14 protein-coding genes are annotated in these 18,689 nt (G+C 70.8%); 7 read left to right on the top strand and 7 right to left on the bottom strand.

Going from position 1 to position 18,689, the window contains the following annotated elements:
* Positions 1–82: 82 nt before the first annotated feature.
* Positions 83–1,999, bottom strand: a complete 1,917-nt coding sequence (locus tag ACEYYH_RS04150) for an acyltransferase family protein (RefSeq protein ID WP_374977005.1) — start codon at positions 1,997–1,999, stop codon at positions 83–85.
* 215 nt (positions 2,000–2,214) lie between these two features.
* Here ACEYYH_RS04150 and ACEYYH_RS04155 point away from each other — a divergent pair, with 215 nt between their 5' ends.
* The 4 genes from ACEYYH_RS04155 to ACEYYH_RS04170 all read left to right on the top strand — a co-directional run bounded on the left by ACEYYH_RS04155 (position 2,215) and on the right by ACEYYH_RS04170 (position 7,518).
* Positions 2,215–4,374, top strand: a complete 2,160-nt coding sequence (locus ACEYYH_RS04155) for an adenylate/guanylate cyclase domain-containing protein (RefSeq protein ID WP_374977006.1) — start codon at positions 2,215–2,217, stop codon at positions 4,372–4,374.
* Positions 4,375–4,381: 7 nt separating this feature from the next.
* Positions 4,382–5,815 carry a mechanosensitive ion channel domain-containing protein gene (locus ACEYYH_RS04160; RefSeq protein WP_374977007.1) on the top strand — a complete coding sequence of 478 codons (1,434 nt, stop codon included), beginning with the start codon at positions 4,382–4,384 and terminating at the stop codon, positions 5,813–5,815.
* A 194-nt stretch (positions 5,816–6,009) separates the two neighbouring features.
* Positions 6,010–6,870, top strand: a complete 861-nt coding sequence (gene truA / locus ACEYYH_RS04165; protein WP_374977008.1) for a tRNA pseudouridine(38-40) synthase TruA — start codon at positions 6,010–6,012, stop codon at positions 6,868–6,870.
* An 81-nt stretch (positions 6,871–6,951) separates the two neighbouring features.
* A complete protein-coding gene (locus ACEYYH_RS04170; RefSeq protein ID WP_374977009.1) occupies positions 6,952–7,518 on the top strand; it encodes a hypothetical protein in 567 nt (188 codons plus the stop codon).
* Here ACEYYH_RS04170 and ACEYYH_RS04175 read toward each other — a convergent pair.
* Together ACEYYH_RS04175 and ACEYYH_RS04180 are read right to left on the bottom strand one after the other, a co-directional pair.
* Positions 7,496–8,671 carry a hypothetical protein gene (locus ACEYYH_RS04175; protein ID WP_374977010.1) on the bottom strand — a complete coding sequence of 392 codons (1,176 nt, stop codon included), beginning with the start codon at positions 8,669–8,671 and terminating at the stop codon, positions 7,496–7,498. The genes ACEYYH_RS04170 and ACEYYH_RS04175 overlap by 23 nt on opposite strands.
* Positions 8,668–10,350: a sensor histidine kinase gene (locus ACEYYH_RS04180; RefSeq protein ID WP_374977011.1), complete on the bottom strand. Its 1,683-nt coding sequence runs from the start codon at positions 10,348–10,350 to the stop codon at positions 8,668–8,670. The genes ACEYYH_RS04175 and ACEYYH_RS04180 overlap by 4 nt, the downstream gene beginning before the upstream one ends.
* Before the next feature lie 259 nt (positions 10,351–10,609).
* On the opposite strand from ACEYYH_RS04180, the gene ACEYYH_RS04185 reads away from it, so the two are divergent.
* A complete protein-coding gene (locus ACEYYH_RS04185) occupies positions 10,610–12,022 on the top strand; it encodes a glycosyltransferase (RefSeq protein WP_374978155.1) in 1,413 nt (470 codons plus the stop codon).
* A gap of 182 nt (positions 12,023–12,204) precedes the next feature.
* Here ACEYYH_RS04185 and ACEYYH_RS04190 read toward each other — a convergent pair whose 3' ends face one another.
* The 3 genes from ACEYYH_RS04190 to ACEYYH_RS04200 form a co-directional block, all read right to left on the bottom strand.
* Entirely contained in the window at positions 12,205–13,110 is a 906-nt protein-coding gene (locus tag ACEYYH_RS04190; protein WP_374977012.1) for a response regulator transcription factor, read from the bottom strand.
* A gap of 128 nt (positions 13,111–13,238) precedes the next feature.
* Entirely contained in the window at positions 13,239–14,237 is a 999-nt protein-coding gene (locus tag ACEYYH_RS04195; RefSeq protein WP_374977013.1) for a glycoside hydrolase family 6 protein, read from the bottom strand.
* 53 nt (positions 14,238–14,290) lie between these two features.
* Positions 14,291–14,734: a hypothetical protein gene (locus ACEYYH_RS04200; RefSeq protein ID WP_374977014.1), complete on the bottom strand. Its 444-nt coding sequence runs from the start codon at positions 14,732–14,734 to the stop codon at positions 14,291–14,293.
* Between the two features lie 148 nt (positions 14,735–14,882).
* Between ACEYYH_RS04200 and ACEYYH_RS04205 the strand changes: the two genes are divergently transcribed.
* A complete protein-coding gene (locus ACEYYH_RS04205) occupies positions 14,883–15,626 on the top strand; it encodes an endonuclease/exonuclease/phosphatase family protein (protein ID WP_374977015.1) in 744 nt (247 codons plus the stop codon).
* Between the two features lie 172 nt (positions 15,627–15,798).
* Complete coding sequence (locus ACEYYH_RS04210) at positions 15,799–17,571, top strand: DUF4012 domain-containing protein (protein WP_374977016.1); 1,773 nt, start codon at positions 15,799–15,801, stop codon at positions 17,569–17,571.
* Positions 17,572–17,833: 262 nt separating this feature from the next.
* Here the strand turns inward: ACEYYH_RS04210 and ACEYYH_RS04215 are convergent, their stop codons facing one another.
* Positions 17,834–18,679, bottom strand: a complete 846-nt coding sequence (locus tag ACEYYH_RS04215) for a hypothetical protein (RefSeq protein ID WP_374977017.1) — start codon at positions 18,677–18,679, stop codon at positions 17,834–17,836.
* Positions 18,680–18,689: the final 10 nt, after the last annotated feature.

Below are 18,689 nucleotides of genomic sequence, written 5' to 3' on the forward strand. Positions count from 1 at the left end.
CCGCGAGACCCGTCACCCGTCTGGGTGGCGGGTCTCGCTGCGTCCGGGGGACGGATGCTGCGGCCGGGCGCCGACCGGACGCTCAGGGCGTGAGGTCGGCGCTGAGGATCTCGGCGAGGCGTTCGGCGCGGTCGGCGGCGTACTCGCGGCGCTCGTCGGCGAGTTGGTCGACCGCGGCGGCGACCGTGTCGGCGAAGATGCGCCCGCCGGCGGCGCCGGGATGGATCTTGTCGCCGGCGAGCAGGTCCTCGTGGGACGCGATGGCGCCCGACCAGTCGGCGACGATGACGTTGCGGTGGTCGTCGGCGAACGCGGCGAGCTCGGCGTTGACGCCGGGGATCCAGTCGCGCGGCGCGTAGGCGTTCACCAGCACGAGGCCCCGCTTCGGGCCGACGGTGTCGGCGAGGTGCTCGAGTGTCGAGGGGTCGACCTCGCCGTTCGTGCCGAGCGCGACCACGACGTACGGCCGCAGGCGGCCGGTGGCGTCCAGTTCGTCGACGATCTCGGGCCCGGCCCACATCGAGCGCGAGACCTCGGCGTCGACCTCGATGCCCGGCAGGCGCTCCACGAGCCCGCCGGCCGACGCGAGCATGACGGAGTCGCCCACGGCGCTGATCTGGTCGCCGGTGATGTCGGTGGGGGCGGGGGACGCAGCATCCGTCGCCGAAGGAGTGGGGGCGATCGGCGCGGGAGCCTCGCGCAGGGCCTTGTCGAGCGCCCGACGCCCCGCCTCGACGGCGGCCTCGGCGCTGGTCTCGTCGGGCGAGACCGCGATCGCGGCGCCCGCGCCGGCGAGCACGAGCGCTCCGCTGAGCGCCACGCCGACGGCGCGGAGCCGCGCGCGGGGTCCGCCCCGCAGACGCACCGCGAGCATGCGCGCGGAGGCGCGGAAGCCGTGCCGGCGCACCGGGGTCTCGACGTAGCGGAACGAGAGAGCGGATGCTGCGGCCGTCGCCGCGAGCACCACGAGGCCGATCCAGATCGGCGCCGAGGCGACGGTCGCGCCCGGCGCGAACGCCGCGACCGCGAGCACGAGCAGCGGCCAGTGCCACAGGTAGATGCCGTAGGAGCGGTCGCCGATCCAGCGCAGCTGCCGCGTGTCGATCGCCGGCCCGAACCAGGAGCCCGGCCACACGCCGGCGACGATGGCGACGGCGCTGAGCAGGCTCGCGGCGAGGAGGACGCCGGGGAACGTCGCGGTCGAGGTGGTCTGCGGCACCATGGCGAGCGCGACCAGCCCGGCGAGCGCCAGCACGCCGGCCGCCCCGGTGATGTTCCGCGCCGCCCGCGACTCCGTCCAATGCAGGCCCCCGGCGCGCAACAGCGGCGTCAGCAGGAACGCCAGCCCGACGCCGAGCAGCAGCCCGAACGCGTGCGTGTCGGTGCCGAAGTAGGCGCGCGTGACGTCGCCGCCGCCCGCGACGGTGACGCCCATCCACGCGGCCGACGCGGCCGCCATTGCGAACGCCGCCGTCGTGCGCGCCCACGCGCGCGGCAGCAGCAGGAACAGCGGGAAGATCAGCGGCCAGAGCACGTAGAACTGCTCCTCGACCGCGAGCGACCAGAAGTTGCGGAACAGCTCGGGCGTCGCCGCGGCGAAGTACCCGCCGCCGCCCGCGACCGAGACCCAGTTGTAGCTGAAGGTCGCCGCTCCCAGCACCTGCGCGTCGAGGTCGACGAGCACATCGCCGCCGACGAGCCAGGCCAGCGCCGAGCACACCACGACGACCACCGCGAGGGCGGGCAGGAGTCGCCGCGCACGGCGCTGCCAGAAGCGGCCGAGGGCGACGCGTCCGGTCGAGACCTGCTCCCGCAGCAGCAGGCTCGTGATGAGGAATCCGCTGATCACGAAGAAGACGTCGACCCCCACGAAGCCGCCCGGCAGCACCGCCGGCGGGAACAGGTGGTAGACGACCACGAGCAGCACCGCGATCGCGCGCATGCCGTCCAGCCCGGCGAAGCGGGCGGGCGGGGCGGTGGCGGGCGCAGTCGACGTCATGGGTTCTCGCGAACGAAGGTGGGGAAACGGCAATTGTACGTGGCTCGACTGGGCGTATCACGGCGCGCGGTGGCGGCTCTATGCCAGAGGCAGGCCGAGCGCTACTCTTGCCCCAACCTCGGCGGGCCGAGGGTTGGGGCAAGCTTCCAGCGCCGCTGCACGTGTTCGAACGGCGGCGTACGAGGGGAGAGAGCGTGTCCGGATCGGAGACGCCCGTGGCGACACCCGCGCATTGGGTGGGCACGCCACGTGCCCGCACGCGTGCGGGCCTGTCGATCTACTCGATCCTGCTCATCATGCTGCTGTCGGTGAGCGTGCTCTCGAGCATCGTCGTCGGCATCATCGGGTACGTCAACGGCACCGAGGCGCTGCGCGCGATCGCATACGAGAAGCTCGTCGAGATCCGCGAGAACCGCGCACGCGAGGTGTCGCAGCTGTTCCGCTCCATCGAGAACTCGGTGCGGTTGTCGGCCCTGAACGACACGAGCAAGGCCGCGGTGCGCGCCTTCACCGAGGGCTTCGCCGACCTGAACGCGCAGGAGACGGATGCCGCAGCATCCGCCGCCGTGAACACCTACTATCGCGATTCGTTCGCCGCCGATCTCGAGGAGGCGACCGGCGAAGACGTCGACGGCTCGGCGTTCGCCCCGCGCGGGGCGGCCGAGACGTATCTGCAGAACCACTACGTGATCCCGTACGACACGTGGGAGGACGCGATCGTCACCGACGACGCGGGCGACGGGAGCGCGTGGTCGGCGGCGCACGCGAAGTACCACGACTACTACCGCACGATGACCGAGCTGCAGGAGTACGAGGACGTGCTCATGCTCGACACCGAGGGCAACGTCGTCTACACCGCGTACAAGGGCGTCGATCTCGGCACGAACCTCTTCGAGGGGCCGTACCGGCTGTCGAACCTCGCCGTCGCGTACCGCGAGGCGATGGACCGCAACATCGTCGGCGACGTCGTGCTCGCCGACTTCGCGTCGTACGGGCCGAGCCTCGGCGCACCGGCCGGCTGGGCCGTCGTGCCGATCGCCGACGACGGCGAGGTGCTCGGGGCGCTCGCGATCGAGCTGCCCATCGAGCGCATCGACGACGTCATGACCGTCGCGGGCGAGTGGGAGCTCAACGGCCTCGGTGCGACGGGCGAGACCTACCTCGTGGGCGCCGACGGCACAATGCGGTCGGTCTCGCGGGCGCTGCTCGACGACGCCGAGACATACGAGACGGATGCTGTGGCCGCAGGTCTCGCGCCGGCGGCGGCCGCGCTCGCCGTGAACAACGGGAACACCCTCCTCAGCCAGGCGATCGCGGGCACCGCCGTGACCCGCGCGCTGGCCGGCGACTCGGGCACGCTGCTCGAGAGCGATTACCTCGGGCGCCCGAGCCTGACCGCGTACGCGCCGCTCGAGGTGGACGGCCTGGACTGGGTGATCGTCGCGCAGGAGACCGAGCAGGAGGCGATGGTCCCCGTCGAGGACTTCACGCGCAACCTCATCCTGTCGACGGCCGCCATGATCATCTTCGTCTGCGTGCTGTCGCTCGTGCTCGCGCAGGTGTTCGTGCGGCCGCTGCGGCGTCTCAAGACCGCCGCCCAGCGCATCGCGGCGGGAGACGAGGGCGTGCAGGTCGACGCGGGCTCGAGCGACGAGCTCGCCGACGTCGCGAACGCGTTCAACGACATGAGCCGCAGCCTGCAGGTGAAGTCGCACCTCATCGCCCAGCAGGAGAAGGCCAACGAGGACCTCATCCTGTCGTTCATGCCCGAGGGCATGGCGAGCCGCTACAAGCTCGGCGACGACGCGATCACGCAGGACAGCGACGACGTCACCGTGGTGTTCGCCGACATCGTGGGCTTCGAGGCGCTCGCACTGTCGATGTCGTCCGACGAGGCGGTCGCGCGCCTCAACGACCTCATCCGGGCGTTCGACGAGGCCGCCGAGCGTCACGGGGTCGAGCGCGTGCGCACCACGCGGCAGAGCTACCTCGCCAGCTGCGGGCTCGCGACGCCGCGCGTCGACAACGCGCGCCGGGCCGTCGAGTTCGCGCTCGAGCTCGACACGATCCTCGATCGGTACTCGACGCAGCAGGGCGTCTCGCTGACGCTGCGGGCGGGCCTCGACTCCGGCAAGGTGACGAGCGGGCTCATCGGTCGCGCGCGGGTCGTCTACGACATGTGGGGGGATGCCGTGAACCTGGCGTTCCGCGTGCAGGGCGACTCCGACGAGCCCGGCATCTACATCACGCAGCGCGTCGCGGAGCGCCTGCCGGATTCGATCACCGTGGTGCCGGCCGGAGAGATCGAGACGCAGTCGGGCGGCCAGCGCGTCTGGAAGGTCGAGGCCCCGGCGATCGTCGTGGCCGAGGGGTGAGGCATCCGTGGCCGACATCGTCTCGCAGCCGTGGTTCTGGCCCGCCGTCGTCGTCTCGGTGGGACTGCCGCTCGCGCTCATCGGGCTGACGGAGTTCCACAACGCGCTGGCCCGCCGCGGCAGCCGCGCGGCGCCGATCGTGCTCATGGTGCGCAACTACCTCGTGCCGGTCGCCGGCATCCTGGTGCTGCTCAGTCAGCCGGGCGCGTGGGAGGGGTCGGGCACGTGGCCGAAGGTCGTGTGGACGATCTTCGGGCTGCTCGTGATCGTGGTGACGATCAACGCCGTCAACCACCTCGTGTTCCACCGCGCCGAGAAGGGGTCGTGGCGCGATCGCTTCCCGACGATCTTCAGCGACCTGATCCGGTTCGTCTTCATCATCCTCGGCATCGCTGCCGTGTTCTGGTGGGTGTGGGATGCCGACGTCGCCGGCGTGTTCGCCGCGCTCGGCATCACCTCGATCGTGGTCGGCCTCGCGCTGCAGAACGCGGTGGGGTCGATCGTGTCGGGCCTCTTCCTCGTGTTCGAGGCACCGTTCGAGCTCGGCGACTGGATCGAGACCGGCGGGACGCGCGGGCAGATCGTCGAGGTGAACTGGCGCGCGGTGCACCTCGAGACCGGCAACGGCACGGTGATCATCCCGACCGCCGAGCTCGCCGGCGGATCGTTCGTGAACCTGTCGCGCAACCCCGAGCCGTACGCCGCGACTCTCGAGGTCGAGTTCGGCACCGATGACCCGCCGGGCCGCGTGCGGGAGCTGCTCGTGGCGGTGGCGCGCGACATCCCGCTGCTGTCGCCGGGCCTCGAGCCGTCGGCCGCGACGCTCGGCGGCTCGCGGTACGAGGTCGCGATCCCGCTGCGCACGCCCGGAGATCGCGCCGACGCGCTCGACGCGTTCGCGACGCGCCTCTGGTACGCCGCGCGCCGCGCGGACCTGCACCTCGACGGCGACCTCACGGACGAATGGCGCACACCCGCGCGCCTGCAGGACGCGCTGCGGCAGATCGCCCCGTCGCTGAGCCTCGCGCCCGGTGAGGCCGAGTCGCTCGCCGCCCACGCGCGCCTCGAGCGGTACTGCGCGGGTGAGTCGCTGATGCGGCCCGGCATCGTGCCCCTGGAGACGCGCTTCATCCTCGCCGGATCCGTCGTGCTCGGCATTCCGACCGAGGACGAGGGATTCGTGCAGGTGGGAGTCTTGGCTGCCGGTGACGCCGTCGGCCTCACCGCCCTCTCCCGCACGCCGACCATCTCGCGGGCACTCGCGACGAGCGAGGTCGATGTCGTGGTGGTGCCGGTCGCCGCGCTCGACGACATCGTGCGCGCGCACCCGGTGGTCGCGCGCGAGATCGTGCGCGAGAGCGAGAACCGGCTGCGCCAGGCCGCTGCCGCGCTCGCCGCGGTCGGCGAGACGCTGCCTCGCGGCCGCTTCGTCGTCGGCTGATGCCGGGACCACCACTTGCGGTGACGCTGGCTCTCCGCCGGTGCCGACGCGCGTCCCCGGCCGACGGAATGCTCTCACATCGTCAATGAACTTCCGGCTCACACGAGGACTGCTCGGGCCGAGAGTAGGTCGTGTGAGTCGGAAGTTCATCGTGCTTTTCGGCACGTTCCGGCCCCCGCAATAGGCTGGAGTCCGTGCGGATCCGCCTCGACATCGCCTACGACGGCACGCATTTCCGTGGGTGGGCGCGCCAGCCGGGGCTGCGCACCGTCCAGGAGACGCTCGAGGCCTCCCTCGCCCGCGTCGTCGGCGGAGAGACCCGCCTCGTGGTCGCCGGGCGCACCGACGCGGGCGTGCACGCCACCGGCCAGGTCGCGCACGTCGACCTCGACGACAGCCAGCAGCAGCGCATGCTCGCGCGGCACGCGCGTCCGGCTGCCGGTGTCCCCACCGCCGAAGACCGCGCCGCCGCGCTCGCCGCGCGCATGACCGGCGTGGTCGGCGCCTACTCAGACGTCGCGGTCACCGGGTCGCGCATCGCTCCCGAGGGTTTCGACGCCCGCTTCTCGGCCGTGTGGCGCCGCTACGAGTACCGCATCGGCGACACCGTGACCGGCTACGACCCGCTCGAGCGCCATCGCACCACCTCGGTGCGGGCGGCCCTCGATGCGGAGGCGATGGATGCTGCGGCCCGGGCCCTCATCGGACTCCACGACTTCGCCGCCTACTGCAAGCCGCGCGAAGAGGCCACCACGATCCGCACGCTGCTCGAGTTCGACTGGCATCGCGACGCGGCCGGCGTGCTCATCGCGAACGTCAAGGCCGACGCGTTCTGCCACAGCATGGTGCGCGCGCTCGTCGGGGCCTGCGTCGCGGTCGGCGAGGGCAGACTCGATGTCGAGGACGTCGTCGACATCCGCGATGCGCAGGAGCGTGTGCCCGAGGTGAAGGTGCTCGCGGCACGCGGACTGACGCTCACCGAGGTGGGCTACCCGGCCGACGACCTGCTCGCGCAGCGTGCGGAGCAGACCCGCGCGCGGCGCGACCGCGAGTGACCCCACCCGCTAGACTGACCGGACGTTTTTCCGGCGCGACTCGGGGGTTTTATGCGCAGGTGGAACCGGTACGCCGGTGTCGTGACGATCTCGCTCGTGGGCATGGTGGCGCTCGCCGGGTGCGGGCCCGCGCCGTGGGAGGAGGGCGCCGGAGGCAGCACCCCGACCCCGACGTCGACCACGATTCCGACTCCCGTGCCGAACGACCTCTCCGGCGGCGCGACGCAGCGCGAGCTCACCGCAGGTGCGGTCGCCGCGACGATCGACTACTGGTCGACCCTGTCGATGGACCAGTGGACGCCCGAGGCGATCAAGCCCGTCAGCATCTCGTTGATCGCCACCGTCACCCCGGACGACGGCCAGAAGGTGTACCTGCAGCGCGCGACCATGACGGCGATCCCGTCGACGCCGACGGGTGCGCTCGACGCGCTCGAGCCGCAGATCGACGCCTCCACGGTGAGCCCCGGGTACCTCGTGCTGGATCCGTACAGCTACTCGCAGACGTTCAACGTCGGGCCGGTACCGGCCGAGGCGACCTTCGTGACGCTGCAGTTCAGCTACGACTTCCTGGTGCAGACCACGCCGACCTCGAGCGAGTACGCCAAGCAGACGGCGACCGACACGCTCACTGTAGCTCTGACTCACTGATCAGGCGGTTGACGATGGTGGCGCCGACGCGCTCCCATCGGTCGCCGCCCTTGCCGCTCGCGACGCGCGCGGCCTCGCGGCCGGTGTACACGAGGGTGTCGAGATCGTACCCGAGCACCGAGACCGGTGCCCAGCCGGCGCTCGCCGTCGGGCGGATCGGCAGCGCCCCGTGCACGTCGAGAAGTGTCACCCGCTCGAGGGTGGTGCGCAGCAGGTCGCGCACCACGGCATCGGGCCGGGGCACGAGCACGACGACCGCGCCCGCCGAGGGCGATCCCACGTCGGACTCGGCCGGGAACGCGGCCCGCACCTCGTCCTCGAGCCGCTCCGACAGGGTCGCGAACGCGGCCGCCCCCGCGGTCTGGCGGATGTCGGCGGCATCGTCGAGGCCGAGGTAGACGACCGACCATGGCTCCGAGGTCTTCTGCGCCCGCGCCAGGCGGTCGCCGGCGGTGCGCTCGAACTGCTGCCACGCCGTGGAGACGGTCGCGGCGCGGCCGAGCCCGCTGTCGCGTGCCGTGGTGCCGACCACCGCGATCAGCGCGCAGGCCACGTACACCAGCATCCCGATCGACGAGATCAGCCGCACGAGCTCGAAGTCGTCGCCGCCCGACGGCGGGTAGACGAGTCCCGCGAGCAACGTGCCGACGCCGGTGACGAAGAATGCGATGGACACGATCACGAGCGGAAGCAGCAGGCGGTCGTTGCGCCGTGACGAGGCGCGTGCCCAGTCGAGGACGAACAGACCCGCGAACACGGATGCCGCGAAGAAGACCGTGCGGTACGCCACCGTGAACCACGCGAGGTCGCCGACGATCGCGAGCGAGAACGCCGATGCCGCGGCCATGGCCGCACCAGCCCAGACGTGCGGACGCAGCCCCCACGCGGCGCGGAAACCCGACCACAGGAACGCGGGAGCGCCCATCAGCGCGCCGAGCGACGCACGCCTGAGTGTCTCGATGCCCGTGACGTCCCCGGCGACGACGCCGTACGTGGCGAGCATCGCGAGAGTGAAGGCGATGCTCCAGTAGAGCGTCGGGAGACCGGGGCGCACGAGGAACGCGATGCCGATGGTGAGCATCGTCGCGAGCGTGGTGATCACCGCCTGCGCGATGCCGAGGTCGACGCCGGCTCCGGCGATGAGGTCGGTCATGCTCGTCCTTCTTCGTCACGCCGGGCCTCCGGCACAGCGGCGGAGTCCCCGGCCAGCTCGCCCGCCAGCGGGAGGCGGATCGTGACGGTCGTGCCCACGCCCGCCTCGCTGTCGATCGAGAGCGTGCCGCCGTGGGCGAGCACGATGTCGTTGCTGATGCCGAGCCCGAGGCCGGTGCCGCCGGACTGCTTCTTGGCCTCGGCGGTGCGGAAGTACGGAGTGAGGATGTGGGGCAGGTCCTCAGAGGCGATGCCGATGCCGGTGTCGGCGACCGACAGCACGACGAGGTGGTCCTCGACGGCGCCCGTGATGCGCACGCGGCCGTCTCGCGGGGTGTATTTGATGGCGTTGCTCACGACGTTGTCGACGACCTGCCGCAGCCGGAAGCCGTCCGCCGTGATCGGCAGCGTCTCGTCGGCCCGCACGTCGATCGAGATGTCGCCCGAGAGCGCGGTCGGGCGGAACGAGGCGACCGACTCGAGCAGGATCTGACGCAGGTCGATGTCGTCGACCTCGTCGCGGAACGAGAAGCCCCGCTTCGAGGTCGTCCCCAGCGTCTGCACCATCGTCAGCATGCGGTCGCTCGCCGCGACGATCGACTCGAACCGCTCGCGCGTCCGCGGCGTGAGGTCGTCGAGCTCGAGAGCGAGTTCCGCGTTGCCGATCATCACGGTGAGCGGGTGCTTCAGCTCGTGCGAAGCCATCGCGGTGAAGCGCTCCCGCTCGCGTTGCGCGTAGGTGAGGGCGGTCACGTCATGGACCAGGAGAAGGACGCTGGAGCTTTCGCCTCCGCCCGCAGCGAGGCGCTTGGCGGTCACCGAGAGCGCGCGCCACTCGCCGTCTGCGGTGAACAGCCACACCGAGGCATCCGTGAAGGTCTCACCGCGTGCGGCGCGGGCGAACGGCCGCTCGGAGAACGGCACCGGCATGCCGCGCCGCCCGGTGTACTCGACGGAGCGGGCGGGCAGTGTCGGGTCGAGCGGGTCGAGGCCGTACAGGCGCGAGTACGCGTCGTTGACGGCGAGCACGGAGCCGTCGTCGGAGATGCGCGCGATACCGGTGTCGACGCCGTTGAGGATCTCGCTCGTGCGCCGCTCCTGGTCGGCCCTGCGCATGTAGGTGGCGGTGAGGCGATCGGCCTGCCGTTTCAGCAGCCGTCGGAGCGACCGGGTGCGGCGCAGCGCCAGGTGGGCGGTGATGCCGATGAAGGTCAGCGACAGCAGGACCACGAAGGCGCGCAGCGGGGCCAGGCTGCCGGTCGAGAGCGCCGAGTCGACCAGGAGGATGATCCCCACCGTGGCGAGCAGGGCCGCAAGGGCGGCCGCCCGGAAGTGCATCGCGACCCACATCACCGGGAAGCCCCACAGGTAGCCGAGACGCAGCTCCGTACCGCTGGACATCAGGCCGATCGCGAGCGCGTCCGCGAACGGGATTCCGAGCACCGCGGCGGAGGGAAGCCGCGACCATGGTAGCGCCAGGGTGACGATCGTGAGGACGACGACCCCGAACATGCCCACGAGGAAGTTCCACCGTGCGAAGAGCGCCGGCTGCAGGGCCATCACGAGGATCGTGGTGATCAGCACGCTCGCGGCGAGGACCAGCTGCGTGAGCCAGATCGACCGGGTGCGACCGTCGGGCGCGCCCACGGCCAACGTGCCTTGTGCAGCCCCGGTAGCCATAGGCCGATTCTATTGGCCCTGCCATCGGGCATTTCGGCGCCGAGCCGAAAGGGGCAAGCGCTCTCTTGCGAATGCCTTGCGCAAACCTTGCGGTTCCGTTCGCGGTCTCTCGGAGGGGCCTTGCGGTCGGTGGGAGAAGCTCTTCATGTGCCGGAGACACCGGCCGAGAATCCGAAAGGCGAGGATCGTGACCGACATCGTCCCCCTCACCCGCAGCAAGCGGACGCAGCACGGTGGCGCGACCGCTTCGCTCGAGGACATGACGACCGTTCATGCCGTCCACGGATTCGCCGACGACTTCGAGGCCGTCCTCGACGACACCTCGGTGCACCGCTCGACCATCGGCTGCGTCATCCCCGCGTACAACGAGGAGGAATCGATCGCGCAGGTGATCGAGTCGCTGCTCGGCCAGACCCGCGTGCCGGACGTCATCCACGTCGTGGTCAACAACACGTCTGACGCCACCGTCATGCTGGCGTCGCAGTACGCCGGCCCCCACGAGGTCGTGACCGAGCTCGGCGAGCAGTTCACCGAGGTCTTCGTCCACGACATCGGCAAGAACCCCGACAAGAAGGTCGGCGCGCTCAACTACGGCTACACGCTGGTCGAGGGTTACGACTACCTGCTCGGCGTCGACGGAGACACCGTCGCCGACCCGAAGGCGGTCGAATACCTCGAGGCCGAGGCGACGAGCGACACCCGCATCGGCGGCATCTCGGCGATCTACTCGATCGACGACAAGCCGATCAAGGGCGCTCTCGCGAAGTTCCTCACGACCGGTCAGCGCTCCCAGTTCGCGGCCTTCAACCTGCACAACCTGCTCCGCGGCCGCAACATGGCCGTGCTCGGCGGCCAGTTCTCCATCTTCTCGACGCACGCCCTGCGCGACGTCATGAAGGAGAACCACCAGTCGACGCCGTGGGTCAAGGACTCCGAGGTCGAGGACTCGTTGCTGTCGCTGCAGATCAAGAGCGCCGGCTACCTCACCAAGATCAGCCCGTTCGCCCGCGCCGATGTCGGCGGCATGACGACCCTCCGGGCGCTCGACGCACAGCAGGTCAAGTGGACCTACGGTGCGATCGAGCTCATGTGGCCGGGCCAGCGCGGCGACACCAAGGGGCAGCCGTTCCACCCGAACCTGCGCGTCCGCTGGCTCGAGCACTTCGACATGCTCATGAACATGTTCGTGCGCGTGGCGTTCATCACCCTGCTCGCGGCATCTCTGTCGATCGGTGCGTTCGTCTTCTCCCCCTGGTGGCTGATCCCGCCGGCGGTCGCGATCGCGCTCAACACCCGCATGGCCATGACCATGAACAACCGCAACTGGCGTGATGTCGTGTTCGGCCTGACGCTGGTGCCGGCCGAGGTCTACATGTGGATCCGCTGCAGCCACTTCGTGCGGTCATGGACGCGGTTCCTCTCGCGCAAGAAGGTCGACAACTGGGCCATGCAGGCCAAGGCCGAGCGCGGCGGCGGTTTCGGTCACTGGACGCCGCTCATCCTCGCGGTCGCCGTCATCGCCGCGATGGTCGCGATCTGGATGATGCTGCCCGTGATGGTGCAGTCCACGGTCCTCTGGATCGGCTGGCCGATCGTCGGCGTCGTCACGGTGCTGCAGACGCTGACCATGTTCTTCAAGCTCATCCGTCGTCATCACGGATACAAGGTCTGACCCGAACCCGAAACGGGTCAGAACTGGGGAAGCGCCGCGGCTGGGGAGCACGGCGCAGGGGGAGGAGGTGAGGGGCCCGCCTGGGGAGGGACGGGCACCCTCACCGCACACTGTGGAGGCATCCGCTCTGTCTGGGGCAGAGGGGATGCCTCCGCCGCGCGTGACGGTTCAGACAGGCCGGTTCACGCGTCCGAGGTGAGCCGGTAGCCTACGCCGCGCACGGTCTCGATGTACCGGGGGTTCGCGGCGCTCTCGCCGAGCTTGCGTCGCAGGTTCGTCATGTGGGCCTCGACGGCGCGCTTGTCGGCGTCGCCCACGAAGTAGCTCGTGACGTACGACTCGCCGCGCAGCACGAGCGTGAGGTCGGCCTTGCTGCGCACGCGCCGCTTCGACTCGAGCAGTGTCGCGAGCAGGTCGAACTCGGTGCGCGTGAGCTCGAGCTCGTCGCCGGCGATCAGCACGATGCGGTTCTCGGGGTGCAGTCGCAGGTCGCGGTGCGTCAGCCATTCGCCGTCGGTGTCGCCGTCCAGGGGGATGGCTACTGCGCCCGCGGGCACGATCACCGTGGCAGGTGTCGTGAGGTCGGGGTCCTCGATCGTGGGCGCGGTCGGCACGGCGGTGGTCGTCGGCCGCACACCGGGGAACGACGGACCGACGCTGCCCTGCGAGGGTGCAGCCGGCGCGGCGATCGAGCGCTCCGCGTCGGTGGTGCGGCGCCGCATGAGCGCCTCGACGCGGGCACGCAGCTCGCGCGGGCGGAACGGCTTGACGAGGTAGTCGTCGGCGCCCGCGCCGAGCCCGGCGATGACGTCGGCCTCGTCGGTGAGGCCGGTCAGCATGATGATGAACGTGTCGGACTGAGCGCGGATGCGCCGGGCCGCCTCGATGCCGTCGATGCCGGGCATGTTGACGTCGATGGTCGTGAGCACCGGCTTGTAGGTGAGCACCGCCCGCACACCGTCGATGCCGTTGCCGACCGAGACGGTCGAGAACCCCGACGACTCGAGGACCTCGGCCAGGACGTGACGGATCTCGGTGTCGTCCTCGATGATGACGGCTGTCTTCAGCTCGTCGGAAGGGGTGCTCATGCGTGCGTGCTCTCTAGGACGGTGGAACCGGATATGCGCCGATTACCGACCCCAGCCGCGGCCCCCGACGCATGCGCAAAGTACTCACGATGCTACACACAACCGGTTATGCCTGGTCGGAGATCAGATCAACCCGTGACGACGTCCCGCGTGAGCTCGACGGCGGCCTCCGGCCACCACCGTCCGGCGGCGGGTCCGCCGTTGCAGTCGCCGTCGCTCTCGCCGGGCGGCTTGATCCAGAGGTTCGTGTCGACGACGTCGTCGCCGATCGTGCCGCCGGCCTCGCCGACGAGTCGGCCGGGCGGGTTGCACCACTCGCCGTTCGAGCCGGCACCATTGCGTCCGGTGTCGATGATCGCGTGCAGACCGTCGAGGAGCCCGGCGACGTCGTGGGCGTACGCAACCTCGTCTTCGGTCGCCTCGTAGTTCGACACGTTGGTGGCGAATCCGCGGATGCCCGGGCCCCCGTCACCGCGGGACGCGCTGTCGACCTGCTCGATGAGGGCGGCCATCTCATCCGGGGCGAGCCAGTTCGAGTGCCCGCCGTCGACGTAGATCCACGTTCTCTCGGCGGCGATCGCCTGGACCGCGGCGCTCAGCTGGTCGACCCGCTCATCGACGTTGCCGCACTCGGGCGCGAGGGCGAGGCTGTCGGGCTCGAGGATCACCACGGGCGCCGTGTCGGCGGCCTCACGCAGCGCGTCCCCGATCGCGCGCGTCCACTCGACGTACGCGTCGCCGTCGAGGCCACCCGCCGAGTGGCCGCCGCAGTCGCGCTCGGGCAGACCGTAGACGACGACCGCGATGCGTGCGGACTGGTCCCGTGCCTCCGCCGCGAGGTTCGCGATGCGCTCGCCGACGACGTCGGCGGGGTCGCCCTCCGGCGTGAGCCACACCGCCGTGGGCTGCGCGCTCAGATACCTCGCCGCGGCCTGCTCGGAGCTGCCGTCGGCGGCGCGGGACGCGGCATCCGTCGCCTTCGAGAGCTCGGAGGCGACGATCTTCGTCCCTCGGCCGGGCGGCTCGGGGGCCTGCCCACGCAGGAGCGCGATGGCCGCCACGACCGCGACCACGGCCACGACGCCCGTGATCGCGAGGATCGTGATGGTCCGTCGCGAGGTGGGCACGAAGGCGAGCCTACGAGACCGGCGCCGGGGCGCGGGCGCCCCGGCGTGTCGCGTCAGGCCGTGCGGGGGCGCGGGCTGCGCACGCGGGCGGCCGGAGCGGTGCGTCCGGTCGCGAGGGAGCCGCGCCGGGCGGTGCTGCCGCGCTTCGACCCGACGAGCTGCAGCAGAGCGGCCGCGAGCGGGCTCGCCGAGGCGGCCTCGGTCTCGAAGGCGCCGGCGACGACGGATGCTGCGCGCTCGAATTCCTGCGCCTTGTCGACGGCCGCGCGGCGCTCGGCGACGACGCGGTCGGCGGCGGCGTACTCGGTGCGGAGGCACTCGCGCTCGGACTCGTCGAGTCCGGGCCGGCGCGCGGTCCGCTCGAGCGCCTCGGCGGCGCGGGAGCGCAGGGCGACGCTGCGGTGGAGCTCCCGCTCCGCCTCTTCGCGGGCGGTGCGGCTCGCGTCGAGGGCCTCGGCGAGCTCGGCGCGGACGGTCTTCGGGGATGCAGCGGTCATGGGGTCCTCCAGGATCGGGGTGCGGGTTCACGCTCGGATGCCGTGAGCCGGCACACCACTCCAGAGGCGCGGCATCCGGTTTTCGTACATAGGGACTTCCTGTCAAGGCCATCCGCTCGAAACGTCCACGGCATAGGCTGTCGTCGTCATGAAGGTCATCTCGTACAACCTGCGCAAGCACCGGGCGGCGGGGGAGCTCGCCCACCTGGTGGAGCGGCATGGCGCGGATGTGCTGTGCCTCCAGGAAGCCGACACGTCCGACATCCGCGAAGAGATCTCGGGCCTGCGGCTCGCGGATTCCACGCAGCGCAACCGTCTCGGGCTCGCCGTGTACTACCGCGAGAACACGTACCGTGCGGTCGAGGTGCGGGCGCTCGCGCTCAAGAAGTCGCTGCACGACCGCGTGCTCAAGCCCGCCGAGGAGCGGCTGCTCGGCGTCCGGCTGCACGACATCGACGAGAACACCGACCTCATCGTGGCGTCGTTCCACGCCGCGCCTCTGACGGCACTGAACTCGCTGCGACGGCACCAGATCCGCACGGCGCTCGGCGAGCTGCAGCAGCTGGGCGAGGGGCTGCCGGCGCTCATGGTCGGGGACTACAACTACCCCGTCTTCAAGGAGCGGCTGGGCCAGCACATCCGCGAGCAGGGGTACGAGCTGAACCTGTCGGACTCGCGCACGTACACCCGTTACCGATTCTTCCGCGGCCACTACGACTTCGCGACGTCGGTCGGGTTCGAGATCGACCGCGTGCGCACGCTCCCGCAGGGCCTCAGTGATCACCTGCCGATCCTGGTGACCGCCCACCCGGCTCCGGGCGTGGGTCGCGTGGTCGAGATCCCCGACCCCGAAGCGGCCACCGCGCCCGCCGGAAAGTTCGGCGCCGCCTGAGCTCGCCCCGCTCGTCTGGCCCCTGACACCAGGGGGTGCGAGGAGTACCATTGGGCGCGTGACGAGGGGGATCGTCACGCGCTCCGAACCCGAGGGTGCGCAAACTGGGGTCGTTCTCGATGTTGAGGCGACGCCTGTTCCGACGCGCCACCGGCGCGCGTGGCCGTGGATCGTGGTCGCGTTGCTCACCGTGCTGCTGGTGGGCGGCGTCGTCGCCGGCGCCTTCGCGATGCAGTTCTGGGGGGAGGCGCAGCGCGCCCGCGCCGCCGTCGAGCGGGCGGCGGCCGGGATCGAATCGCTGCGCGCCGATTTCGATGCTGCCGACACGGCGCAGCTGCGCGCCGTGACCGACGAGATCCAGGCGAATGTCACGCTCGCCGTCCGCACGGTCGACGGGCCGCTGTGGGACATCGCGACGAACGTGCCGTTCGTCGGGCAGAACGTCGACGCGGTGCGGCGCGTGACGCATGCCGTCGACGTGCTCGTCGACCGCGCGCTGCCGGCCGGGCTGCAGTTCATGGCCGCCACCGACTTCGACCAGCTCGCCGTGGCGGGCGGCGGGATCGACCTGGAGCCCTTCCGGCAGGTGCAGAGCTCGATCCCCGAGATCGCCGCGGCCTTCACCGACGCGCAGGCGATCGTCGCGCCGATCGACACGTCGACGCTGCTGCCCGAGGTGAGCGAGTCGATCTCCGACATCCTCGGGTTCATCGAGGTCGCGACGCCGGCTCTCGGCGTGGCCGAGAAGTACCTGCCGACGCTGCTCGACATGGCCGGCTCCGCGGGCACCAAGACGTACCTGCTGATGTTCCAGAACAACGCCGAGATCCGTGCCACCGGCGGCAATCCCGCCGCGAGCATGATCGTGACGCTCACCGATGGCAAGCTGGGCTACGTCGACCAGGGCAGCTCGCAGACGTTCTACGACGCGGGCACGCAGGGCAACGAGTACGTGGCGCTGCCGGGCGAGACCAGGGGGCTCTACCTGCCCACGCTGACCCGGCACTCGCAGGACTTCACGTTCACCCCCGACTTCCCGACGACGGCGCAGCTGTTCCAGGCGCTGTGGACGCATACGACGGGCGCGACGTTCGACGGTGTCATCTCGATCGACCCGGTGGTGCTCTCGCACATGCTCGCGGTGACCGGGCCGGTGACGCTCGGCACCGGTGAGCTGCTCACCGCCGACAACGCGGTCAAGGTGCTGCTGAGCGACGCGTACGAGCGCTATCCCCACGGTGCCGACTCCGACGCGTTCTTCGCGGATGCTGCGCGGCAGGTGTTCACGCACCTCACGACGTCGTCGTGGGATCCGTTGCAGATGCTCGCGGCGCTGGAGCAGTCGGCGAAGGAACAGCGCGTGAACCTCGCGTTCACCGACCCGGCGGCGCAGGCGCTCGCCGTGGAGTTCGGCCTCGACGGCGCGCTCGCCGGGGACACGACGACGCAGACGCAGGTGGGGATCTACCTGAACGACTCCGCGGTCAGCAAGCTCGACTACCACCTCGCGACCGCCGTCACCGCGACCTGCGATGCCGCCGCGCGCACCATCACCACCACGATGACGATGCACAACGGGATCACCGACAACATCTCGAGCTACTACACGCTCGGGTACCGCAACGCGCGGCTGGGAGTGCCGCGGAACACGATGATCCTCGACGTGCTGTTCTTCGCGCCGCCCGGCGCGCAGATCACCCAGACCGCACCGGCACGGGGGGACGTCGCGCAGTGGGAGCGCAGCGGCGTGGAGAAGGGCAACACGGCGGTGAGCAAGACCGTGTTCATCGGCAAGGGGGAGACCGAGACGGTCTCGTTCACCGCCGTGCTGCCCGCCGGCGAGCTGGGTCCGCTGCGTCTGCGCCACACCCCGACGGCGACCGCGACGCCCGTCACGATCGATCCGAGCTGCAGCGGCCTCTTCCCCGCGCCCTCCGAGCGCTGAGGGAGCGAGTCACAAGCCAGGCGGAACGTCCCCGGACCCTCCCGAACCCTCGGGGGCGTTCCGTCCTTCCCAGGCAGACATCCGTAAGCCCGCTCGTTGAGCGAGCTTGCGAGTCGAAACGCGCCGCGCCCGCCGCAGACCTTGGTACTCCGCTCGTTGAGCGAGCTTGCGAGTCGAAACGCGCCGCGCCCGCCGCAGACCTTGGTACTCCGCTCGTTGAGCGAGCTTGCGAGTCGAAACGCGCCGCGCCCGCCGCAGGACCTCATCCCGCGATGATCGACGGGTCGGGGTCGCTCCACTTCTCGATTCCCTGCACCACCCAGAACGCGAAGAACAGCGCGAGCGCGATCGCTTCGACGATGAGCACGATGGGGATGCCGCTTCCGCTCACCTGTGGCAGCAGCACGACGTACGCCACGAGCACGAGCACCAGCCCCACCGCGATCGCGGTGTACAGCACGCGGAACACCGGCGCCGGAGGCGGACCCTGCCGGGGGAAGGCGCCCAGCACCGCGACCGCCGCGAACAGCGCGAAGAACGCCGTCGTGGCGATGAAGTGGGCGTTCTGCAGGAACGCGTCTCGTGCGAACGCCCATGTGAGCCCGGTCGTCGCGATGACGACGCCCGCGATCAGCAGCGACGGCCAGACTGCCGCGAGCGAGACCTGGCCGAGCGCGCCGAGCAGCAGCGCGACCACCAGCAGCAGCACGCCGAGCACGAGGTAGACGACGACGCCGTTCGCGACATCCGCCTCGTACTCGGGCGGGAAGCAGCGTCCGCTGCACGTCACGCCGACCCCGGGCACGGTGCCGGCGACCACCGTGGTCGGCACCAGTGCGATGAGCGGGGCGAACAGTGCGGCGGCGTCGAGGAGCGCCCGCTCGGTGCCGCGTCCCGACAGGGCGAAGAGTGCGAGGGAGACCGCGATCAGGGCCCCGACGAAGACGTCGCGGGCGGGGGTGTAGTAATAGTCGCTGATCGACGTCAGCCACCCGTACGTCGCCGCGGCCTGGAGGATCGCGACGAAGATCGCGACGACGGTGCCGGCGAGCCCGATCCGCAGGTAGCGGTAGGTGCGCTCGAGCGACGTCGACGCAGCGGATGCCATGGCGATCACG

Source organism: Microbacterium trichothecenolyticum (assembly GCF_041938625.1).
GTDB lineage: Bacteria > Actinomycetota > Actinomycetes > Actinomycetales > Microbacteriaceae > Microbacterium > Microbacterium trichothecenolyticum_D.